At 72.5% G+C, this 20,651-nt stretch carries 20 protein-coding genes; 18 read left to right on the top strand and 2 right to left on the bottom strand.

Annotated features, from left to right (window positions below; translation table 11 throughout):
* Nucleotides 1-204 precede the first annotated feature (204 nt).
* From allB to ABZ714_RS26080, 3 genes are all read left to right on the top strand, one after another.
* Nucleotides 205-1,572, top strand: coding sequence for an allantoinase AllB (gene allB / locus ABZ714_RS26090; protein ID WP_358827761.1), 1,368 nt, complete (start codon nt 205-207; stop codon nt 1,570-1,572).
* Nucleotides 1,573-1,574: 2 nt separating this feature from the next.
* Entirely contained in the window at nt 1,575-2,834 is a 1,260-nt protein-coding gene (gene alc / locus ABZ714_RS26085) for an allantoicase (RefSeq protein WP_358827760.1), read from the top strand.
* Nucleotides 2,835-3,212: 378 nt separating this feature from the next.
* Nucleotides 3,213-3,671: a hypothetical protein gene (locus tag ABZ714_RS26080; RefSeq protein ID WP_358827759.1), complete on the top strand. Its 459-nt coding sequence runs from the start codon at nt 3,213-3,215 to the stop codon at nt 3,669-3,671.
* A gap of 149 nt (nt 3,672-3,820) precedes the next feature.
* On the opposite strand, the gene ABZ714_RS26075 is transcribed toward ABZ714_RS26080, so the two are convergent.
* Nucleotides 3,821-4,042: a hypothetical protein gene (locus tag ABZ714_RS26075; protein WP_358827758.1), complete on the bottom strand. Its 222-nt coding sequence runs from the start codon at nt 4,040-4,042 to the stop codon at nt 3,821-3,823.
* 145 nt (nt 4,043-4,187) lie between these two features.
* Here ABZ714_RS26075 and ABZ714_RS26070 point away from each other — a divergent pair, with 145 nt between their 5' ends.
* Genes ABZ714_RS26070 through ABZ714_RS26060 form a run of 3 tightly spaced genes read left to right on the top strand, consistent with a single transcriptional unit; the run spans nt 4,188 to nt 7,312 of the window.
* On the top strand, nt 4,188-5,444 hold the full coding sequence (locus tag ABZ714_RS26070) for a histidine kinase (RefSeq protein ID WP_358827757.1): 1,257 nt from the start codon (nt 4,188-4,190) through the stop codon (nt 5,442-5,444).
* A complete protein-coding gene (locus tag ABZ714_RS26065; RefSeq protein WP_358827756.1) occupies nt 5,441-6,133 on the top strand; it encodes a response regulator transcription factor in 693 nt (230 codons plus the stop codon). The genes ABZ714_RS26070 and ABZ714_RS26065 overlap by 4 nt, the downstream gene beginning before the upstream one ends.
* A gap of 9 nt (nt 6,134-6,142) precedes the next feature.
* Nucleotides 6,143-7,312 (top strand): cytochrome P450, encoded by a 1,170-nt coding sequence (locus tag ABZ714_RS26060; RefSeq protein WP_358827755.1) that lies wholly within the window; start codon nt 6,143-6,145, stop codon nt 7,310-7,312.
* Nucleotides 7,313-7,791: 479 nt separating this feature from the next.
* Here ABZ714_RS26060 and ABZ714_RS26055 read toward each other — a convergent pair whose 3' ends face one another.
* Nucleotides 7,792-8,814, bottom strand: a complete 1,023-nt coding sequence (locus ABZ714_RS26055) for a Gfo/Idh/MocA family oxidoreductase (RefSeq protein ID WP_358827754.1) — start codon at nt 8,812-8,814, stop codon at nt 7,792-7,794.
* A gap of 101 nt (nt 8,815-8,915) precedes the next feature.
* On the opposite strand from ABZ714_RS26055, the gene ABZ714_RS26050 reads away from it, so the two are divergent.
* The 12 genes from ABZ714_RS26050 to ABZ714_RS25995 all read left to right on the top strand — a co-directional run bounded on the left by ABZ714_RS26050 (nt 8,916) and on the right by ABZ714_RS25995 (nt 20,649).
* On the top strand, nt 8,916-9,689 hold the full coding sequence (locus tag ABZ714_RS26050; protein ID WP_358827753.1) for a GntR family transcriptional regulator: 774 nt from the start codon (nt 8,916-8,918) through the stop codon (nt 9,687-9,689).
* Nucleotides 9,690-9,875: 186 nt separating this feature from the next.
* Nucleotides 9,876-10,868, top strand: coding sequence for a sugar ABC transporter substrate-binding protein (locus ABZ714_RS26045; RefSeq protein WP_358827752.1), 993 nt, complete (start codon nt 9,876-9,878; stop codon nt 10,866-10,868).
* Nucleotides 10,869-11,050: 182 nt separating this feature from the next.
* Entirely contained in the window at nt 11,051-12,028 is a 978-nt protein-coding gene (locus ABZ714_RS26040) for a sugar ABC transporter substrate-binding protein (protein WP_358827770.1), read from the top strand.
* A complete protein-coding gene (locus ABZ714_RS26035; RefSeq protein ID WP_358827751.1) occupies nt 12,025-13,089 on the top strand; it encodes an ABC transporter permease in 1,065 nt (354 codons plus the stop codon). The genes ABZ714_RS26040 and ABZ714_RS26035 overlap by 4 nt, the downstream gene beginning before the upstream one ends.
* A complete protein-coding gene (locus ABZ714_RS26030; RefSeq protein ID WP_358827750.1) occupies nt 13,086-13,928 on the top strand; it encodes an ATP-binding cassette domain-containing protein in 843 nt (280 codons plus the stop codon). Before ABZ714_RS26035 ends, ABZ714_RS26030 begins: the two co-directional genes overlap by 4 nt.
* Nucleotides 13,929-14,108: 180 nt before the next feature.
* The gene (locus ABZ714_RS26025) at nt 14,109-15,269 is read left to right on the top strand and encodes an ROK family glucokinase (protein ID WP_358827749.1); all 1,161 of its coding nucleotides are present in this window, start codon (nt 14,109-14,111) and stop codon (nt 15,267-15,269) included.
* A gap of 109 nt (nt 15,270-15,378) precedes the next feature.
* Nucleotides 15,379-15,963, top strand: coding sequence for a hypothetical protein (locus ABZ714_RS26020; RefSeq protein WP_358827748.1), 585 nt, complete (start codon nt 15,379-15,381; stop codon nt 15,961-15,963).
* 316 nt (nt 15,964-16,279) lie between these two features.
* Nucleotides 16,280-17,518, top strand: coding sequence for an alpha/beta fold hydrolase (locus tag ABZ714_RS26015; RefSeq protein ID WP_358827769.1), 1,239 nt, complete (start codon nt 16,280-16,282; stop codon nt 17,516-17,518).
* A 12-nt stretch (nt 17,519-17,530) separates the two neighbouring features.
* Complete coding sequence (locus ABZ714_RS26010; RefSeq protein WP_358827747.1) at nt 17,531-18,157, top strand: MBL fold metallo-hydrolase; 627 nt, start codon at nt 17,531-17,533, stop codon at nt 18,155-18,157.
* Nucleotides 18,158-18,324: 167 nt separating this feature from the next.
* Entirely contained in the window at nt 18,325-19,104 is a 780-nt protein-coding gene (locus ABZ714_RS26005) for an exodeoxyribonuclease III (RefSeq protein ID WP_358827746.1), read from the top strand.
* A 149-nt stretch (nt 19,105-19,253) separates the two neighbouring features.
* Nucleotides 19,254-19,688: a DUF6278 family protein gene (locus tag ABZ714_RS26000; protein WP_358827745.1), complete on the top strand. Its 435-nt coding sequence runs from the start codon at nt 19,254-19,256 to the stop codon at nt 19,686-19,688.
* Between the two features lie 214 nt (nt 19,689-19,902).
* Nucleotides 19,903-20,649: an amino acid ABC transporter ATP-binding protein gene (locus ABZ714_RS25995; RefSeq protein WP_358827744.1), complete on the top strand. Its 747-nt coding sequence runs from the start codon at nt 19,903-19,905 to the stop codon at nt 20,647-20,649.
* Nucleotides 20,650-20,651: the final 2 nt, after the last annotated feature.

The raw sequence follows: 20,651 nt of genomic DNA, 5'->3' as shown, positions 1-20,651 counted from the left end.
TGCGGGGCGGTTGTGGGGCCGCTCCTGGGGGATCCGTGGGCGGACATTCGCCCCCTCGGTTGGATTCTGTCTGGCGGTGTTCTTCTTCCGGATCGCGGAAGTTCGGCCCTCTTGACGGCATCGATCGCCATGGCGACGATTCTCCGAACAGTTGTTCAGCGGGTTTTTCAACGATGTGTTGAGGCTTCTGGACGGGGTGGCCGGATGGCGGATGTGGCGGAAGCGGTTGATCCGGAGGCGGGGCCGGGTGCCCGGCTGGCGTTGCGTTCCACCCGGGTCGTGACGCCCGGGGGCATCCGACCCGCCCTGATCACCGTCGCCGGGGGCCGGATCGCCGGCGTGCTGCCGTACGGCACCGCCCCGCCGCCGGACACTCCACTGGAGGACGCCGGGGACGATGTCGTACTCCCGGGTCTGGTCGACACGCACGTCCATGTCAACGATCCGGGCCGGTCCGAGTGGGAGGGCTTCGAGGCCGCGACCCGGGCCGCCGCGGCCGGTGGGGTGACGACCCTGATCGACATGCCGCTGAACTCCCTGCCGCCCACCACCACCGTCGGCCATCTGCGGGTGAAGCGGGCCGCGGCCCGGCCCGGGGTCCATGTCGACACCGGCTTCTGGGGCGGCGCGATCCCCGGTAACGCCGCCGAGTTGCGGCCCCTGCACGATGCCGGGGTCTTCGGCTTCAAGTGCTTTCTCTCGCCCTCCGGCGTCGAGGAGTTCCCGGCGCTCGACCGGGACCGGCTCGCCCGGGCGGCGGCGGAGATCGCGGGCTTCGGCGGGCTGCTGATCGCCCATGCCGAGGACCCCCGGTGGCTGACGGAACCCTCGGGAGGGCGGTACGCCGACTTTCTCGCCTCCCGCCCTCCCGCCGCCGAGTACGCCGCCGTCGAGACCCTGGTCGCCGTCGCCCGCGAGCTGGGTGCCCGGGTCCACGTACTGCATCTCTCGTCCGCCGATACCCTGCCGCTGATCGCCCGGGCCAGAGCCGAGGGCGTACGGATCACCGCCGAGACCTGTCCGCACTTCCTCGCCCTCACGGCCGAGGAGGTCCCCGACGGCGCCACCGAGTTCAAGTGCTGTCCGCCGATCCGGGAGGCCGCCAACCGGGACGCGCTGTGGGCCGGGCTCGCCGACCGGACGATCGACGGAATCGTCTCCGACCACTCGCCGTGCACCGGCGATCTGAAAACCCCCGACTTCGGCTCCGCCTGGGGCGGGATCTCCTCCCTCCAGCTGGGGTTGTCCGTCGTCTGGACCGAGGCCCGGCGCCGCGGCCACGGGTGGGAGGACGTGGCCCGCTGGACGGCCGGGGGCCCGGCCCGGCTCGCCGGACTCGGCCGCAAAGGAGCGATCGAGCCCGGCCGTGACGCCGACTTCGCGGTCGTGGCGCCCGACGCGGCCTTCACCGTCGACCCGGCCCGCCTCCAGCACCGCAACCGGGTGACGGCGTACGCGGGGCGGACCCTCAGCGGGGTCGTCCGGGCCACCTGGCTGCGGGGTGTCCGGATCGCGACGGACGGGATCCCGGCCGCCGGACCCACCGGCCGCCTGCTCGAAAGGAGCGGCTGATCATGTCTCCGAAGGCGGATCCGAAGGCGGATCCGAAGGCGGATTCGGGGGCGGCTTCGAGGGATCGGCGGACGGACCTCGGTACGACGGCGGCCGACGCCGGTCCACCGGGGCCCGCTGCGACCGCCGCCCGGCCGGTCTTCACCGGAGCCGCCCAACCCTACGGCGGCGGCGACCCCTACGCCGACTACCGCACCGCCGACTACCCCTTCACCCGCCGTCCCGATCTCGCCGACCGGCGCCTGGGCGCCGCCGTGATCGCCGCCAACGACGAGTTCTTCGCGCCCCGGGAGAGTCTGCTGCTGCCCGGGCCCGCCGACTTCGACCCCCGGCACTTCGGCCACAAGGGCAAGGTCATGGACGGCTGGGAGACCCGCCGCCGCCGGGGCGCCGGCGGCGGCGCCCCGCACCCCGCCGCCGAGGACCACGACTGGGCCCTGATCCGCCTCGGCGCGCCCGGGGTCGTCCATGGAATCGTCGTCGACACCGCCCACTTCCGGGGCAACCACCCGGAATCGGTCTCCGTCGAGGCGGCGGCCGTACCCGGCACCCCCTCGCCGGAGGAACTGCTCGGCGCCGGTGTCGACTGGACGGCCCTCGTCCCCAGGACACCCGTCGGCGGCCACGCGGCCAACGGCTTCGCCGTCCCGGCCGGACGGCGCTTCACCCATCTCCGGCTCAACCAGTACCCCGACGGCGGGATCGCCCGGCTGCGGGTCCACGGCGAGATCGCCCCCGATCCCGGCTGGCTGGCCGTCCTCGGCACTTTCGACCTGGTCGCACTGGAGAACGGCGGGCGGGTCGAGGACGCCTCCGACCGCTTCTACTCCCCGCCCGAGAACACCATCCGGCCCGGCCGCTCGGGCCGGATGGACGACGGCTGGGAGACCCGGCGCCGCCGCGACCGGGGTCACGACTGGATCCGCTACCGGCTCGTGGAACGGGCCGAACTCCGGGCGATCGAGATCGACACCGCGTATCTCAAGGGCAACAGCGCCGGATGGGCCGCGCTCTCCGTACGCGACGGCGACGGCGACGACGGTGGCGGTGGCGGAGCGGGGGAGTGGCGGGAGATCGTGCCGCCGACCCGGCTCCAGCCCGACACCAACCACCGGATCGTGCCGGCCGAACCGGTGACCGCACGTCAGGTCCGGATCGACATCCATCCCGACGGCGGTATCTCCCGGCTCAGGATCCTCGGCTCCCTCACGGCCGACGGGGCGGCCCGGCTGGCCGCGCGCCACCGCGAACTGGGCGGCTGACCCCGGTCCGCCCGACGCCCGCGGAGTTACCGGGGCGCGGCGGGCGCCCACCGGCGGCTCCCGGGGAGCCGGTACGACCCCGGGCGCACCCGCCGTACGCCCCCGGTCGCCGCGGCGGCCGTACGGTCACCGCTCCCCGGCCTCCGGCTCGCGTACCCCGCACCAGACCCGACGCCGGCTCCACCACACCGGCCCTGACCACCTCCGCCGGATCGGGCATCCCGGTATGGGGGCCGGCGATCAACCGGGTGAGCCGGGGTACCGCGTTGGGCCAGGCGGCCAGGCCGATCAGGGAGAGCAGGGCGACGGCCGTACGGGGCCCGGCCCCCGTCCCGGTATCGGACCCGGACCCGGCGCCCAACCACCTGGCGAGCGTGGGTGACGGTCGTCCGCTACGAAAGGGGCACCACCCGAACCCCCGGCGGCGAACACATCACCACCGTGGTCGACGGCGAAGGCACCCTGCTCGGCTGTACCCGGACGACCCCGGACGCCGACGCCCCGGCCCTGCCCGCCTCCGCCTGGCTGGCCCGCTTCGTCCCCGGCCACGCGGACGGACTCGACGTCCAGTGGGTCGACCGGCACGCACAGGAGGTACGCGACCGGACGGGCGCCCGGCCCACCGTCTCCGGCGCCAAGGTCAGGAGCCGCCATGAGAACGGCCTCTGCACCGGGGTGATCGTCGCCGGCCGGGGCCGGGTCGCCAGCTATGAACGGGACATCCGCTGGGACGGCGGGGAGCGGCGGCGCGCCCCCCAGATGTGGCTGCACGACCGGTGGATCGCGGCCCGGGAAGGCGGCGGCCCCGCGCCCGCGGCGCCGTACGCCCGGCCCTGACCCGGCCACCCTGACCCGGCCGCCGTGACGCGGTAGCCCGTACTGCCGTCCCGCCCCGCGCGGGACGAACCGGCCCCGGTCCCGGCGGACCCGTCCTCCCCCCTCGGACTCCGCCGGGACCGGCCCTTCGCCGGGGGCGGATCGGCGGGTCATCCCGGCCTCCTGCCCGATTCCGAGACCATCACCAGGACGAATCCCACCACCGCCAGCACCAGAAAGCCGAACAGCGGCCGGTCGTCGAGGAACGGCAGCTCCTCCAGCACCTTCTCCGCACCGCCCATGAACGGGAACCAGCCCGTCAGTTCGCGAATCGTCCCCGCGGCACCCGCCGCTATCAGCAGTCCGCCCGCGGACTCCAGCATCTTCCTCATGACCCCGATGGTGGCGCCGGGGGACCGCCCGGCGCGTCGGCCGTCGGGCCCGGCCCCGCAGTCGAAAGTCTTCGGCCGCCCGACTTTGGTAGCGGGCCGTCCCCGCGTCGTCCCCCGACCCGTCCCACCTGCGTAACGTGGCCGTATGACCCGTACGGAATACTCATGGCTGCTGCCGTCGGCCATGGTCGCCGACCCGGAACTGTACGACCCGGAACCGGCGGGCGGACGGGCCGTGCGGACCGACGCCCGGGGACGGCCGCGCCGGACCGTACGCGACTGGATCGTCGATCTCGCCGCCTTCCTCTTCGCCGTCCTCCTCGCCCTCGTGGTGATCGACGAGAGCACCCGGATCAACGGCGCCGGGGCCGGTGTCGTCCACTTCGACGAAGCCGTCGGACTGCTCTCCTGCTGCTCGGTCTGGCTGCGCCGCCGCTGGCCCGTCGCGCTCGCCGTCACCTTTTCGGTGCTGAGCGTCTTCTCCCCGGCCGTCGCGGGCGCGCTGCTCGTCGCCCTGTTCAGCATCGCCGTGCACCGGCCGTTCCCCACGGTCGCCGCCGTCGGTGTCGCGGGGCTCGCCCTGGGCCTCGTCCAGCCCTTCGTCCGTCCCGACCCCGGTACCACCGTCCTCGCCTCGATCATCGTCGGAATCGTGGTAGTCCTGCTGGTCACCGGCTGGGGCATGCTCGTCCGCTCCCAACGCCAGCTCTACGTCGCCCTGCGCGAACGCGCCCGGCGGGCCGAGACCGAGGCCGAGCTACGGGCCCAGCAGGCCCAGCGGCTCGCCCGGGAGGCCATCGCCCGGGAGATGCACGACGTCCTCGCCCACCGGCTCACTCTCCTCAGCGTCCACGCGGGAGCCCTGGAGTTCCGGCCCGACGCGCCGCCCGCCGAGGTCGCCCGCGCCGCCGGAGTGATCCGGGACTCCGCCCATGACGCGCTCCAGGACCTGCGGCAGATCATCGGCGTACTGCGCGCCCCCGGCGACGGCGGATCCGACGACCGGCCGCAGCCCACCCTCGCCACCCTCGGCACCCTGGTCGCCGAATCCCGCGACGCCGGAATGTCCGTCCGGCTCGACAACACCATCGGCGAACCGGCCGGGATGTCCGCCGCACTGGGCCGGACCGTCTACCGCATCGCCCAGGAGGGCCTCACCAACGCCCGCAAGCACGCGCCCGGCGCCGAGGTCACCGTCGCCGTCGGCGGCGCGCCCGGCGACGGCGTCACCGTCACCGTCGACAACCCCGCCCCCGGACGGCCCGTCACCCCCGTCCCCGGCTCCGGCCAGGGCCTGATCGGCCTCGCCGAACGCGCCACCCTCGCCGGGGGACGGCTGGAACACGGAGCGACCGGAGACGGCGGATTCCGCGTCAAGGCCTGGCTACCGTGGGCGGTATGACCATCAGACTGCTCGTCGTCGACGACGACCCCCTGGTCCGGGCCGGGCTCTCCCTCATGCTCGGCGGCGCCGAAGACCTGCGGATCGTCGGCGAGGCCGCCGACGGAGCCGAGGTTTTGGCGCTCGTCGAACGACTCGCCCCCGATGTGGTCCTGATGGACATCCGGATGCCGGACGTCGACGGGCTCACCGCCACCGAGGAACTGCGCCGCCGCCCCGGCGCCCCCGAGGTCGTCGTCCTCACCACCTTCCACGCCGACGAACAGGTACTGCGGGCGCTGCGGGCCGGAGCGGCCGGATTCGTCCTCAAGGACACCCCGCCCGCCGAGATTGTCGCCGCCGTACGCCGGGTCGCGGCCGGGGAACCCGTGCTCTCGCCCGCCGTCACCCGCCAGCTGATGAGCCATGTCGCCGGAGCGCCCGCCGCGACCGGCGGCGACGCCCGGCGGGCCGCCGCCCTCACCAGGACGAGCCTGCTCGCCGACCGGGAACGGGAGGTCGCCGTCGAGATCGGCCGGGGCCGGTCCAACGCGGAGATCGCCGCCTCGCTCTATATGAGCGTCCCCACCGTCAAGACCCATGTCTCACGGATCCTGGCCAAACTCGGCTTCAACAACCGTGTCCAGATCGCGCTCCTCGCCCATGACGCGGGCCTGTTCGACGAGGACGATCCCGAACCGGCGACGTAGCCTGGGCCGATGGGGACCATCGACCTGAGCGACTGGCACGGGTTCACCGAGAACCCATATCCGTACTACGCGGCGGCCCGCGCCGAAGGACCCGTCCACCGGGTCCACGGCCCGGACGGACCGTTCTGGCTGATCGTCGGCCACGACGAGGCCCGGGCCGCACTCACCGACGAACGCCTCGTCAAAACACCGGAGAAGGTGGGACGGCCCTCCCTCGGCCGGGCCATCGGCCGTACGCTGCTGGAGTCCGACCCGCCCGACCACACCCGGCTCCGGCGGCTGGTGGCCCGCGAGTTCACCGCCCGGCGGGTGGAGCGGCTCACCCCCCGGATCCAGGAGATCACCGACCGATTACTCGACGACATGCTCCCGGCCGGGCGGGCCGACCTGATCGACGCCTTCGCCTTCCCGCTGCCGATCATCGTCATCTGCGAACTGCTCGGCGTCCCGCCCGGCGACCGGGACCTGATCCGCGTCTGGTCCAACAAGGTCGTCCAGTTCACCACCTCCGACGAAGCGGCCGGGGCCCGGGCCGAACTCGCCGTCTACCTCGACGGACTCATCGAATCCCATCGCCGCGAAGGGCTCGGCGACGACCTCGTCTCCGCCCTGGTCCGCACCCGCGACGAGGACGGCGGCCGGCTCTCCGGGCCCGAACTGCGCGGCCTCGCCTACATTCTGCTGATCGCCGGGCACGAGACGACGGTCAATCTGATCGGCAACGCGGTACGCGTCCTCCTCGACCACCCCGGCCAACTCGCCGCGGTCCGGGCCGACCCCGGGCTGGTCGACGGCGTCGTCGAGGAGACCCTGCGGTACGACGGCCCGGTGGAGACCGCGACACTCCGCTACAGCGCCGAAGCCGTCCGCGTCGGCGACACCGAGATCCCGGCCGGTGAGATCGTCCTCGTCGGCCTCGCCTCGGCGGGCCGCGATCCGGCGCGCTTCGAAGCGCCCGACACGTTTGACGTCCACCGGGACGCCCGGGGCCATATCGCCTTCGGCCACGGGATCCACTTCTGTGTGGGGGCGCAGCTGGCCCGGGTGGAGGCGAGAATCGCCCTCACGACGCTCCTCGCCCGCGCCCCGGGGCTGGCCCGCGACCCGGAGGCCCCGCCGCCCGACTGGCTCCCGGGCCTCCTGATCCGAGGCACCCGCACGCTCCCGCTCCGCTGGTAGCGCCACGCCGCTCCTTTCCGGCCGAAGGGCCCGAGCCCCGCCCCTGCAGTGCCTGGCGGGGTGGGGGCCTCCCCGTGCCTCGGCTCTCCGGGGTGCCGCCGACTACCCGGGCCGCGTCCGGCGACCTGATGTTGTTCGCGGTCTGCGGACCGCCTGTGGCTTGTCTCGCAGTTCCCCGAGCCCCTCAATGCTCTCCCCGGCACCGGCCCTGGAAGGGTTCCCGGCCTTGGAGGGCCCGTCTTTTGGAAGGGGCGGTCAGGAGGGCAACCCAGGGGCGCGGGGAATTGCGCGACAAGCCAGCCACGGTCCGCGGACCGCGGACCGCGTACGGGAATCACCGGCTGGGGGCGGCCGGGTTCGTGGCGCTCACCCGGAGGGCCGAGGCGCTGGGGGTCCCCCCATCGCCGAAGGCATAGGGGGCGGAACTGCGCGGCAAGGCGGCCACGTGGAAGACCCCTACGCGCGGCGGCGACCCCGCGTCACGGGAGTGACGGAAGCGACGGGATCTCCGACAGAGAGACCACGCGGCGCTCCGCGCGTGAGCGTTCGCACGCCTCCGCGATACGGAGCGCCTCCAGGGCCTCCCGGCCGTCGCAGGGGTTCGGCGCCTCGCCCCGGGCCAGCCGGAGGAACGCGGTCAGTTCCGCCTCGTACGCGGGGGCGAACCGCTCCAGGAAGCCGGGCCAGGGGCGTTCCGGGCCGCCGGGGCTCCCCGGCCCCGGCTCCACGGAGGTGAGCGGTGTGCGGTCCGTCAGACCCACCGCGATCTGGTCCAGTTCGCCCGCCAGTTCCAGTCGTACGTCGTACCCCGCGCCGTTCATCCGGGTGGCCGTCGCCGTCGCGAGGGTGCCGTCGTCGAGGGTGAGTACGGCCGCCGCCGTGGCGACGTCGCCCGCCTCGCGGAACATCGGGGGGCCCGCGTCGGACCCGGTGGCGTACACCTCGGTGATCTCCCGCCCGGTCACCCAGCGGATGATGTCGAAGTCGTGCACCAGGCAGTCCCGGTACAGGCCGCCGGAGAGCGGCAGATATCCGGCGGGCGGCGGCGCCGGGTCGGACGACGTCGCCCGGACCGTGTGCAGCCGCCCCAGCCGTCCGGAGCGCAGCCGCTCGCGTGCCGCCGCGTAGCCCGCGTCGAAGCGCCGCATGAAGCCGAGCTGGAGCTCGGTGCCCGCGGCGCCGACCGCTTCGAGGGCCCGGATCGTGCCGGGCAGGTCGAGTGCGATCGGTTTCTCGCAGAACGCCGGAAGGCCGGCCCGCGCGGCGCGGGCGATCAGCTCGGCGTGCGAGGCGGTGGCCGAGCAGATCACCACCGCGTCCACGCCCCAGGCGAAGATCTCGTGCGGGCCGGGCGCGGCCGTGGCGCCGACGCTCCGTGCCACGGCGGCCGCCCGTGCGGCGTCCGTGTCGGCCACGACCAGGGATCCGACCTCCGGGTGACGGCCGAGTACCTCCGCGTGGAAGGTGCCGATACGTCCGGTACCGATGAGTCCGATGCGCATGCGCCAAAAATGGGGCCGGGCCGCGACGCTGTCAAGACTTTGTCCTGACAACCGGACTTCACGACTTCCCGTCAACTTGAGAGCCGATTACGCTCGCCCCCGTGCCCAAGCAGCCCGGTCCGGAGACGGACCCGACCCCGTCGCTCCAGCTGAGTGTGGACCGCACCAGCCCGGTCCCCCTCTACTTCCAGCTCTCCCGGCAGCTGGAGGCCGCGATCGAGCGGGGCGCGCTCACCCCCGGCACCCTGCTCGGCAACGAGATCGAGCTGGCCGGGCGGCTCGGCCTGTCCCGGCCCACGGTCCGCCAGGCCATCCAGTCCCTGGTCGACAAGGGGCTGCTGGTCCGCAGGCGCGGCGTCGGCACCCAGGTGGTGCACAGCCAGGTCCGCCGCCCGCTGGAGCTGAGCAGTCTCTACGACGACCTGGAGGCCGCGGGCCAGCGGCCCGCCACCTCCGTCCTCGCCCTGACCGCCGGCCGGGCCACGGACCGGATCGCCGCCGCGCTCAAGATCGCCGAGGGTGGCGAGATCCACTCGGTCGAGCGACTGCGGTACGCCCATGGGGAGCCCATGGCGCTGCTGACCAACGCCCTGCCCGCCGGGCTGCTCGCCCTGGACACGGCGAGCCTGGAGGCGACCGGTCTCTACCGGCTGCTGCGGGCCGCCGGGATCACCCTGCACAGTGCCCGTCAGACGGTGGGCGCCCGGGCGGCCACCGAGGCCGAGGCCGAGCTGCTGGGGGAGCGGCCGGGCGCGCCGGTGCTGACCATGGAGCGCATCACCTTCGACGACACGGGGCGGGCCGTCGAGTACGGCTCCCATATCTACCGGGCCTCCCGCTACTCCTTCGAGTTCCAGCTGCTGGTCCGCCCCTGAGCGACGGCCGGGGCCGTCACCGGGACCGTTGCCGGTGCCGTCATCGGGGCCTCGGGGCCGGAGCCGTACCCTCCGTATGTCAGCCCGGTAAGAATGTTCGGACAAAGTCTTGACGGGGTCGCGTCACCATCGTAGAAACTCACCCAGCCGCAACGGGGCGGCCCGGGAGAGAAGGCGGGACCCACCATGCGCAGCCGTCGCACGGCAGCAGCCCTGCTCGCCGCGAGTGCCCTGCTCGTCACCGCCGGATGCAGCGGCTCCGGGGGCAAGGACGCCGAGGAGAAGGCCGGCGGCGGCGGGGGCGCCACCGCCGACACCCCCCGGATGAAGATCGCGATGGTCACCCACTCCGGTGAGGGCGACACCTTCTGGGACATCGTCCAGACCGGTGCGAAGGCCGCCGCGAAGAAGGACAACGTGGAGTTCCTGTACGCCGCCAACAAGGAGGGCAAGGAGCAGGCGCAGCTCGTCCAGACGTACATCGACCAGAAGGTCGACGGCATCGTGGTCACCCTCGCCAAACCGGAGGCCGTCCGGGACGTGGTGAAGAAGGCCGTGGCCGCGGGCATCCCCGTGATCACCATCAACTCCGGCGGCGAGTTCTCGAAGGCCGTCGGCGCCCTCGCGCATATCGGGCAGGACGAGTCCGTCGCCGGTGAGGCCGTCGGCGAGGAGCTGACCGCACGGGGCAGGAAGAAGGCCGTCTGTGTCATCCACGAGCAGGGCAATGTGTCCCTGGAGGCCCGCTGCGCCGGGCTGCGGAAGACCTTCACCGGCAGTGTCGAGAACCTTCAGGTCGAGGGCGTCAACATGCCCGCCACCACCTCCACCGTGCAGGCCAAGCTCCAGGCCACCCCCGGTATCGACGCCGTCGTCACCCTCGGTGCCCCCTTCGCCGCCGCGTCCGTCCAGGCGAAACGGGCCGCGAAGTCGACCGCCGAGATCGACACCTTCGATCTCAACGCGGATGTGATCAAACGGCTCAAGGCCGGGGAGATCGGCTTCGCCGTCGACCAGCAGCCCTATCTCCAGGGCTATCTCGCGGTCGACCAGCTCTGGCTGCACCGGGTCAACCGCAATGTCACCGGCGGCGGGAAACCCGTCCTCACCGGCCCCGCCCTGGTCCGGCAGAACGACGCCGACGCGCTGGCGAAACTGACCGCGGCCGGGACCCGATGACCGCCCCGGCGTACCCGATGCCCACCCTCCGACCTGCCGTGACCCATACTTGGGCGGCTGGGGCACGACATTTCGCCCCGCCGCCGCGCCACCGGGCGCGGCGGACCGGCGGACGAGCGGTACGGCGAGAAGGGCACGGGGTCGTGGCAAGGGCAAGGACAGGGGTACGCGCGCTCGGCGCGATGCTGGCGGCGGTGCTCGGGGCGTCCCTCGTCGGCTGCAGCAGCACCGGCGGCAAGCGCGCGGCGGACGCCCGCAAGGCCCAGGCCGAGGCGGCCGGGAAGGCCACGGTCAGCACGCCCCGCTGGACCTTCGCCATGGTCACCCACTCGGGCGACGGCGACACGTTCTGGGACATCGTCCAGAAGGGGGCCCAGGAGGCCGCCGAGAAGGACAACATCAACTTCCTCTACTCCAAGAACGACGAGGGCCAGCAGCAGGCCCAGCTCGTCCAGGCCGCCATCGACAAGAAGGTCGACGGCCTGATCGTCACCCTCGCCAAGCCCGACGCCATGAAGGACGTGGTGAAGAAGGCCGTCGCCGCCGGGATCCCGGTGATCACCATCAACTCCGGATCGGCCCAGTCCAAGGAGTACGGCGCCCTCACCCATATCGGGCAGGACGAGACCATCGCCGGTGAGGCCGTCGGCGAGGAGCTGAACGAGCGGGGCCGCAAGAAGGCGGTCTGCGTCCTGCACGAACAGGGCAACGTCGGCCATGAGCAGCGCTGCGCCGGGACGCGGAAGACCTTCGACGGCGAACTGCAGAACCTCTACGTCGACGGCACCAACATGCCCGACGTCCAGGCGTCCATCGAGGCCAAACTCCAGACCGACCGGGCCATCGACGCCGTCGTCACCCTCGGCGCCCCGTTCGCGGACACCGCCGTCCGGGCCAAGGCGAGCGCCCGCAGCAAGGCCGAGATCGATACCTTCGACCTCAATCCGAAGGTCGCCGCCGGACTGAAGGACGGCACTCTCGGCTTCGCCGTCGACCAGCAGCCCTACCTCCAGGGGTACGAGGCGGTCGACCTGCTCTGGCTCTACCGGTACAACGCCGACGTCCTCGGCGGCGGCCGTCCCGTACTCACCGGTCCGCAGATCATCACCGAGGACCAGGCGGCCCAGCTGGAGGACTACACGAGGCGGGGGACCCGATGAGCTCGACCGCGCCACCACCGGCGGACCTCGCGAAGGGGCCCGCCGGCGACGAACGGCTGCTGCGGACCTCACCGCTGCGCCGGCTGCTGGGCCGCCCCGAGCTGGGTTCCGTCGTCGGCGCCGTCGCCGTCTTCGTCTTCTTCTCGATCGTCGCCGACTCCTTCCTCCAGACGTCCAGCTTCTCCACCGTGCTGTACGCGGCGTCCACCATCGGGATCATGGCCGTCCCGGTCGCCCTGCTGATGATCGGCGGCGAGTTCGACCTCTCGGCGGGCGTCCTGGTCACCAGCTCCGCCCTGGTCTCCTCGATGTTCAGCTACCAGATGACGGCCAACGTCTGGGTCGGCGTACTGGTCTCCCTGCTGGTCACCCTGGCGGTCGGGGTCTTCAACGGATTTCTGCTGACCCGGACGAAGCTGCCCAGCTTCATCATCACGCTCGGTACGTTTCTGATGCTGACCGGGCTGAACCTGGGCTTCACCAAGCTGATCACCGGCCGGGTCTCCACCGACTCCATCAGCGATATGGAGGGCTTCGCCTCGGCGAAGAAGGTCTTCGCGTCCGAGCTGGTGATCGGGGACGTCAGCCTGAAGGTGACGATCCTCTGGTGGCTCGGCCTGGTCGCCGTCGCCACCTGGGTCCTGCTGCGGACCCGCTTCGGCAACTGGATCTTCGCCGTCGGCGGCGGCGCCGACGCGGCCCGCGCGGTCGGCGTCCCGGTCGTCAAGACCAAGATCGGCCTCTATATGGGCGTCGCCTTCGCCGCCTGGATCTCCGGCCAGCACCTGCTCTTCTCCTTCGACGTGGTGCAGTCCGGCGAGGGCGTCGGCAACGAGCTGATCTACATCATCGCGGCCGTCATCGGAGGCTGTCTGATCACCGGCGGCTACGGCTCCGCCATCGGCTCCGCGGTGGGCGCCTTCATCTTCGGTATGACCAGCAAGGGCATCGTCTACGCGGAGTGGAACCCCGACTGGTTCAAGTTCTTCCTCGGGGCGATGCTGCTGCTCGCCACCCTGCTCAACGCCTGGGTACGGAAGAGGGCGGAGGCCACCCGATGAGCCCGCGGAACCCCACTCCCGCCCCCTCGTCCGGGGACGAGCGGCCCCCGCTGGTCGCCCTCGACCGGGTCAGTAAGTACTACGGCAACATCCGGGCCCTCGAAGGAGTGTCCCTGGAGGTCAGGGCCGGGGAGATCACCTGCGTCCTGGGCGACAACGGCGCCGGGAAGTCCACCCTCATCAAGATCGTCGCCGGGCTGCACCAGCACGACTCCGGCACGTTCTCCGTCGAGGGCGAGGAGACCCGGCTGGTCAACCCCCGCGACGCCCTCGACCGGGGCATCGCCACGGTCTACCAGGACCTCGCCGTGGTCCCCCTGATGCCGGTCTGGCGGAACTTCTTCCTCGGCTCCGAGCCCGTGAAGGGCTCGGGCCCGTTCCGCCGGCTCGACGTCCGGACCATGCGCGAGACCACCCGGTCCGAGCTGCTGCGGATGGGGATCGACCTGCGCGACGTCGACCAGCCCATCGGCACCCTCTCCGGCGGCGAGCGGCAGTGCGTGGCGATCGCCCGCGCCGTCCACTTCGGCGCCAAGGTCCTGGTCCTCGACGAGCCCACGGCGGCGCTCGGCGTCAAGCAGTCCGGGGTGGTCCTCAAATACGTCGCCGCCGCCCGCGACGCGGGCCTGGGCGTCGTACTGATCACCCACAACCCGCACCACGCCTATCTGGTCGGCGACCGGTTCGTCCTGCTCAAGCGGGGCACCATGACCGCGAGCCACACCAAGGACTCGGTCACCCTGGACGAGCTGACCCGGCAGATGGCGGGCGGCTCCGAGCTGGACGACCTCCGGCACGAACTGGAGCGCCCCGGCCCCGGCGACCCGCCGGGGGAGTGACGGACGACCCCGGGAAGGGCCGTGCGCCGGCGTACGGCCCCTCCCGGGCGACAGCGGTACGCGGGCCCGCGTACGGCCCGCTCCCGACGGGCGGCCCCCCGGGGGTGCCGTGAAAGAATCGGTACGGCGGCCCGTTCCGCCACCCGCAGTGACCCCTTGACCCCGAGCACCCGCAGGGACATGAGCACCTACCGCGATTTCGCGCACCGCGGCTCCGCCCGCGCCACCGTCCTGCGTACCGTCGGCACCCGTGAGCGGCGCTCCCATCTGACCGCCCCCCGGGTCCCCACCGTCGGAATCGACATCGGGGGTACGAAGGTGATGGCGGGCGTCGTCGACGCGGACGGCGTCATCCTGGAGAAGGTCAGGACCGAGACCCCGGACAAGTCGAAGAGTCCCAAGGTCGTCGAGGACGTCATCTGCGAACTCGTACTCGACCTCTCCGACCGGCACGATGTCCACGCCGTCGGGATCGGCGCCGCGGGCTGGGTCGACGCCGACCGCTCCACCGTGCTGTTCGCCCCGCACCTCGCCTGGCGCAACGAACCCCTGCGGGACGCCCTCTCCGCCCGGCTCGCGGTCCCCGTCCTGGTCGACAACGACGCCAACACCGCCGCCTGGGCGGAGTGGCGGTTCGGCGCCGGGCGCGGCGAGGACCATCTGGTGATGATCACCCTCGGGACCGGGATCGGCGGCGCCATCCTGGAGGACGGCCAGGTCAAGCGGGGCAAGTACGGCGTCGCCGGAGAGTTCGGCCATATGCAGGTCGTCCCGGGCGGCCACCGCTGCCCGTGCGGCAACCGGGGCTGCTGGGAGCAGTACAGCTCCGGCAACGCCCTGGTCCGCGAGGCCCGTGAGCTGGCCGCCGCCGACTCGCCCGTCGCCCATGTGCTGATCGACCGGGTCGGCGGCAATGTCGCCGACATCACCGGACCCCTGATCACCGAGCTGGCCCGCGAGGGCGACGCCATGTGCGTCGAACTCTTCCAGGACATCGGCCAGTGGCTCGGCGTCGGGATCGCCAATCTCGCCGCCGCCCTCGACCCCTCCTGCTTCGTCGTCGGCGGCGGGGTCAGCGCCGCCGACGATCTGCTGATCGGACCCGCCAGGGACGCCTTCCGCCGCCATCTGACCGGCCGCGGCTACCGGCCCGAGGCCCGGATCGTCAAGGCCCAGCTCGGCCCCGAGGCCGGTATGGTCGGCGCCGCCGACCTGGCCAGGCTGGTCGCCCGCCGCTTCCGCCGGGCCAACCGGCGCCGGGTCGAACGCCACGAGCGGTACGAGCGGTACGCCCAGGCCCTGCGGAACTCCGGCACGAGCCGGCCCCCGCGCGAGGTCTGACCCGGGCCCGCCGCACCCTCCCGATGATCTTGATTTTCCGGGCTTTCCCGCATGCGCCGGTGGCGAACCGTAGACTTCAGGTCCGACCACCCACCAGGAACCCGCAGTCATGAGTGTCGTACCCAGACCGACCCAGCGGCCGGACGAACCGGCCTTCCGGCCGCCCGAGGGCCGCCGGCGCATGATCGTCCGGCGTGCCGTGACGCTGCTCGTCATCCTGCTGCTGATCGGCGTCCCGGCGGGCTATCTGGTGGTCTCCGCCGAGCAGAGCCGGGCCAGCGGACGGGACAAGGTCGCCGAATCCTCCGGCAAGGGCCTGCGGGAAGCCTGGCCCTCCCAGATGAAGCGCCGGATCTTCGAGGTGCCCGTCCCGGACAACGCCTGGAGCGTCGCCTACTACGAGACCAGCAACTGGAAGACCAGCAGGCTCTACGTCCAGTTCAGCACCACCACCGACGGGCTCGACCGGTTCCTGGCCGAGATCGGCGCCGACCGGTCCGCGCTCCAGCCCGGCGTCCCCGCCATCAGCGGCAAGGACGCCGCCACCGCGGGCTGGCGCTTCACCCCCGGCGAGCGGGAGTGGACCGGACTCACCCATCTGCGCGACTCGCCCCGGCCCGACCAGCACATCGTCATCGACACCACCCACGACTGGGCCGTCGGCGTCTACGTGGTATCGACCACCACCCCCTGAACCACAACCGAACCACCCGCCGGGGTGAGAGGAGGGGGGTCGCCCACCACCGCTCCGGGCGGTCACTACGGTGGACCGGGTGAGTGAGACGCAGACCCCCGACCAGAGCCCCGAGCAGAGCACGGAACCGAGCCCCGGCCCCGGGGACCACCCCGGCACCGGCCCGGAGCCGGGCCCCGGCCGGAGCCCTGAGCACGGCGCTGAATCCGGCCCCGACCCGAGCTCCGCCCCGCTCCCCGCCTCCGGCGCGGAACCCGGCGCGGAACCCGGTCCCGACCGGAGCCCCGAGGAGGCTCCGCCCACCCTCCAGTACCGGATCGACGGACCCGACGACGCGCCCGTACTCGTCCTCGGCCCGTCCCTGGGCACCACCTGGCACATGTGGGACCGGCAGATCGCCGAACTCTCCCGCGAATGGCGGATCCTCCGCTACGACCTCCCCGGCCACGGCGGCGCCCCCGCCCTGCCCGCCGAATCCGTCGGCGAACTCGCCGACCGGCTGATCGCCACCCTCGACGGCCTCGGCGTCCAGCGATTCGGCTACGCGGGCTGCTCCATCGGCGGCGCCGTCGGCCTCGATCTGGCCCTGCGCAGACCGGACCGGGTCGGGTCGCTGGCGCTGGTCGCCGCGTCACCCCGGTTCGAGACCGCCGACGAACTCCGCGGCCGGGGTGTGATCGTCCGGACCAACGGACTCGACCCGGTGGCGCTGGCCGCCCCCGAAGCCTGGTTCACCCAGGGTTTCGCCGCCGCCCAGCCCGCGATCGTGGAGTGGGCCGTCCAGATGGTCCGCACCACCGACCCCGCCTGCTACATCGCCGCCTGCGAGGCGCTGGCCGCCTTCGACGTCCGGGCCGAGATCGGCCGCATCTCCGTCCCCGCCCTCGTCCTGGTCGGATCCGAGGACCAGGTCACCGGCCCCGCCGAGGCCCGCACCCTGGTCGCCGGGATACCGGACGCCCGGCTGGCCCTGGTACCCGGCGCCGGTCACCTCGCCCCCGTCGAGCAGCCCGCCGCCGTCACCGACCTGCTGGTACGCCACTTCTCCTCGGTGCCGCAGGACACCCTCACGGCCATCCCCCTCCAGGCCGTGGCGGCCGTCGCCCCGGCCACCGCCCCGCCCGCCGACCCCGAGACCGCCCCCGCGCCCGCCGCACCGGAGGAGACCGGGCGCCCCGACCCGTACGAACCGGGCATGCGGACCCGCCGGGAAGTCCTCGGCGACGCCTATGTCGACGGCGCCACCGGCGACGACGAACACTTCGCCGCCGACTTCCAGGAGTTCGTCACCCGCTACGCCTGGGGCGAGGTCTGGAACCGCGGCGGCCTGGACCGCCGCACCCGCAGCGCCGTCACCATGACGGCACTGGTCGCCCAGGGGCGGCCGGAGGAGCTGGGCGCGCACGTCAGGGCCGCCCTGCGGAACGGGCTCACCCCCGACGAGATCAAGGAAATCCTGCTCCACACCGCCGTGTACTGCGGGCTGCCCGCGGCCAACACCGCGTTCCGGGTCGCGGGAGCCGTGGTACGGGAGGAGACCACACCCCGGCCGTAGCAGGATGGGCCCATGAGGCTCACCAAGAAGAAGCACTCCTGCGTACGGCTGGAGAAGGACGGCGCCACCCTCGTCGTGGACCCCGGCGCGTTCTCCGAGGAGGACGCCGCCGCCGGGGCGGACGCGGTGCTGATCACCCATGAGCACCCCGACCACTACGACGAGGGCCGCGTCCGCGCCGCCCTGGAGGCCGGGGCCGAGGTCTGGACCCTGCGGAGCGTCGCCGACACCCTGAGCGCGGCGTTCCCCGGGCGGGTCCGGACCGTCGGCCACGGCGACACCTTCACCGCGGCGGGCTTCGAGATCGAGGTACACGGCGAACTGCACGCCGTGATCCACCCCGATCTGCCGCGCGTCACCAATATCGGCTTCCTGCTCGACGGCGCCGTCTTCCACCCCGGTGACGCCCTGACCGTCCCCGAGCGGCCCGTCGACACGCTGATGCTGCCGGTGATGGCGCCCTGGAACAAGCTCTCCGAGGTCGTCGACTACGTCCGCGAGGTACGCCCCCGGCTGACGATCGACATCCACGACGCACTGCTCACGGAGCTGGCGCGGCCGATCTACGACGGCCATCTCGCGAACCTGGGCGGCGCGCCCCACGAACGCCTCTCCCCGGGCGCCGCGCATATTTTCTGACCGGGCCGCTCGGGGGTCCTCGCGGCGTGCCGCACCCGGCGAGGGGGAGCGGGCGAAGGTGTTCAGGGGCGCGGGGAACTGCGCGATCAGCCCACCACGGTCCGCGGACCGCGAACAGGGTTGAGGAGGCGGGGGCTCCGGCGGCCCGAACGATTAGGGTGGCGGGTATGCGCATCGCGACCTGGAACGTCAACTCCGTCACCGCCCGGCTCCCCCGCCTCCTCGCCTGGCTGGAGGCCACCGGCACGGATGTGCTGTGCGTCCAGGAGACCAAGTGCAGCGCCGGGCAGTTCCCCGCCGCCGAGCTGCGCGAGCTGGGGTACGAGTCCGCGGTGCACGCCGACGGCCGGTGGAACGGGGTCGCGCTGATCTCCCGGGTCGGTCTGGACCAGGTCGTTCCGGGGCTGCCGGACGGACCGGAGTACGACGGCGCCGCCGAGCCCCGCGCGGTCTCCGCGACCTGCGGCCCGGTCCGGCTCTGGTCGGTGTACGTACCGAACGGGCGCGAGGTCGACCACCCCCACTACGCGTACAAGCTGCGCTGGCTGGACGCGCTGCGGACCGCCGTCGCCGAGGACGCGGCCGGGAGCCTGCCCTTCGCGGTGCTCGGCGACTACAACATCGCCCCCGCCGACGACGACGTCTGGGATCTCTCCGCCTTCGAGGGCGCCACCCATGTCACCGAGCCGGAGCGGGCGGCCCTGGCCGGGCTGCGGCAGACCGGGCTGACCGATGTGGTGCCCCGGCCGCTGAAGTACGACCACCCGTACACCTACTGGGATTACCGTCAGCTCGCCTTCCCGAAGAACCGCGGCATGCGGATCGACCTGGTCTACGGCAACGCGCCGTTCGCCGCCGCGGTCAAGGACTCCTATGTGGACCGCGAGGAGCGCAAGGGCAAGGGCGCGTCGGACCACGCCCCCGTCGTGGTGGACCTCGACGTCTGAGGACGTCCGGGACCGCGGAGGCACCCCGGGAGAACAGATGAGCGGTCGCACCCTCTTCCGGGGGGTGCGCCGATCTCCCGGTGATATCCCGGGGATCTTCGGCGCGCGGCGGCTGTCCCCGGCCCGGGGAAGGTGCCAGTCTCGGTGGTATGAACATCCCTTTCCTGGACAGCTGGCTCAAGCGGCAGGGTTCCGGTTCCCGGGGCGGGCTCGACGACCCCGAGCGCGCTTCGGCGATGGCCGAGTTGTTCGCGGAGTGCGAGCTGCTGCGGGTGCGGATCGGGCGGATGGGTCTCGAACTGGACGACACTCCGGCCTCCTTGGCCGCCCTGGACCAGCTGCCGCCGCGCTGGCGGGACGATCCGGATGAACTGCCGTGGATCGGCAACGACGCGGGGCTGTATCTGGGTACGGTGATCGTACGGACGGTGCCGGGCGCGGAGTGGCATGTCTGGCCCGCCGGGCAGCCGGTGGTGCGGCTGGCGTCCGGCCGGGAGATCGGGGTGGTGGAGGCGGGTCTCGACTGGGCGGTGCACGGAGCGCCGGAGCTGTCCCAGGTCTATGCCGAGGCCGCCGAGGCGTGAGCCCGCCCGCCCAGCCCGCCCCCGCTGTCCCGGCGGCCGTGGAGCGCTCGTACGGCCGCCGGGGACGACGGCCCCGGCCCGGCCCGTACATGAGCTGATATATAGCCAATAAATACGGCTTATGCCCTTTTTATGCGTGTCGCGCGCGAAGTCCCTTTCCGGGGTGGATAGTTTGCGCAGACCTCGACACAGCAACCAGTGGGTAGGGCAGCGTATGGCCGTCGTCGATCCGTTGATCGAGCTGCGGGACGTCAACAAGTACTACGGGCAGTTGCACGTCCTGCGGGACATCAACCTCTCCGTCGGCCGCGGGGAGGTGGTGGTGGTCATCGGCCCGTCCGGCTCCGGCAAGTCGACCCTGTGCCGGACGGTGAACCGGCTGGAGACCATCGAGTCCGGAACGATCACCATCGACGGTGAGCCGCTCCCGGAGGAGGGCAAGGGCCTCGCCCGGCTCCGCTCCGACGTCGGCATGGTGTTCCAGTCGTTCAACCTCTTCGCCCACAAGACGGTCCTGGAGAACATCTCCCTCGCCCCCCTCAAGGTCCGCGGGCGGCGCAAGGAGGAGGCCGAACGGCGCTCCCGGGAACTCCTCGACCGGGTCGGGCTCGCCTCCCAGGCGGACAAGTACCCGGCGCAGCTCTCCGGCGGCCAGCAGCAGCGGGTGGCGATCGCCCGGGCGCTGGCGATGGAGCCCAAGGTGATGCTCTTCGACGAGCCGACGTCGGCCCTCGACCCCGAGATGATCAACGAGGTGCTGGAGGTCATGCAGCAGCTCGCCCGGGACGGCATGACCATGGTCGTGGTCACCCACGAGATGGGCTTCGCCCGCTCCGCCGCCAACCGGGTCGTCTTCATGGCCGACGGCAGGATCGTCGAGGACCGGGCCCCCGAGGACTTCTTCACCCATCCGGAGAGCGACCGGGCGAAGGACTTCCTCTCCAAGATCCTCAAGCACTGACC

This window comes from Streptomyces sp. NPDC006798, from assembly GCF_040635975.1.
Lineage (GTDB): Bacteria > Actinomycetota > Actinomycetes > Streptomycetales > Streptomycetaceae > Streptomyces.
Note: the sequence above shows the minus strand (reverse complement) of the source record. Positions and strands in the feature narration are given on the sequence as shown.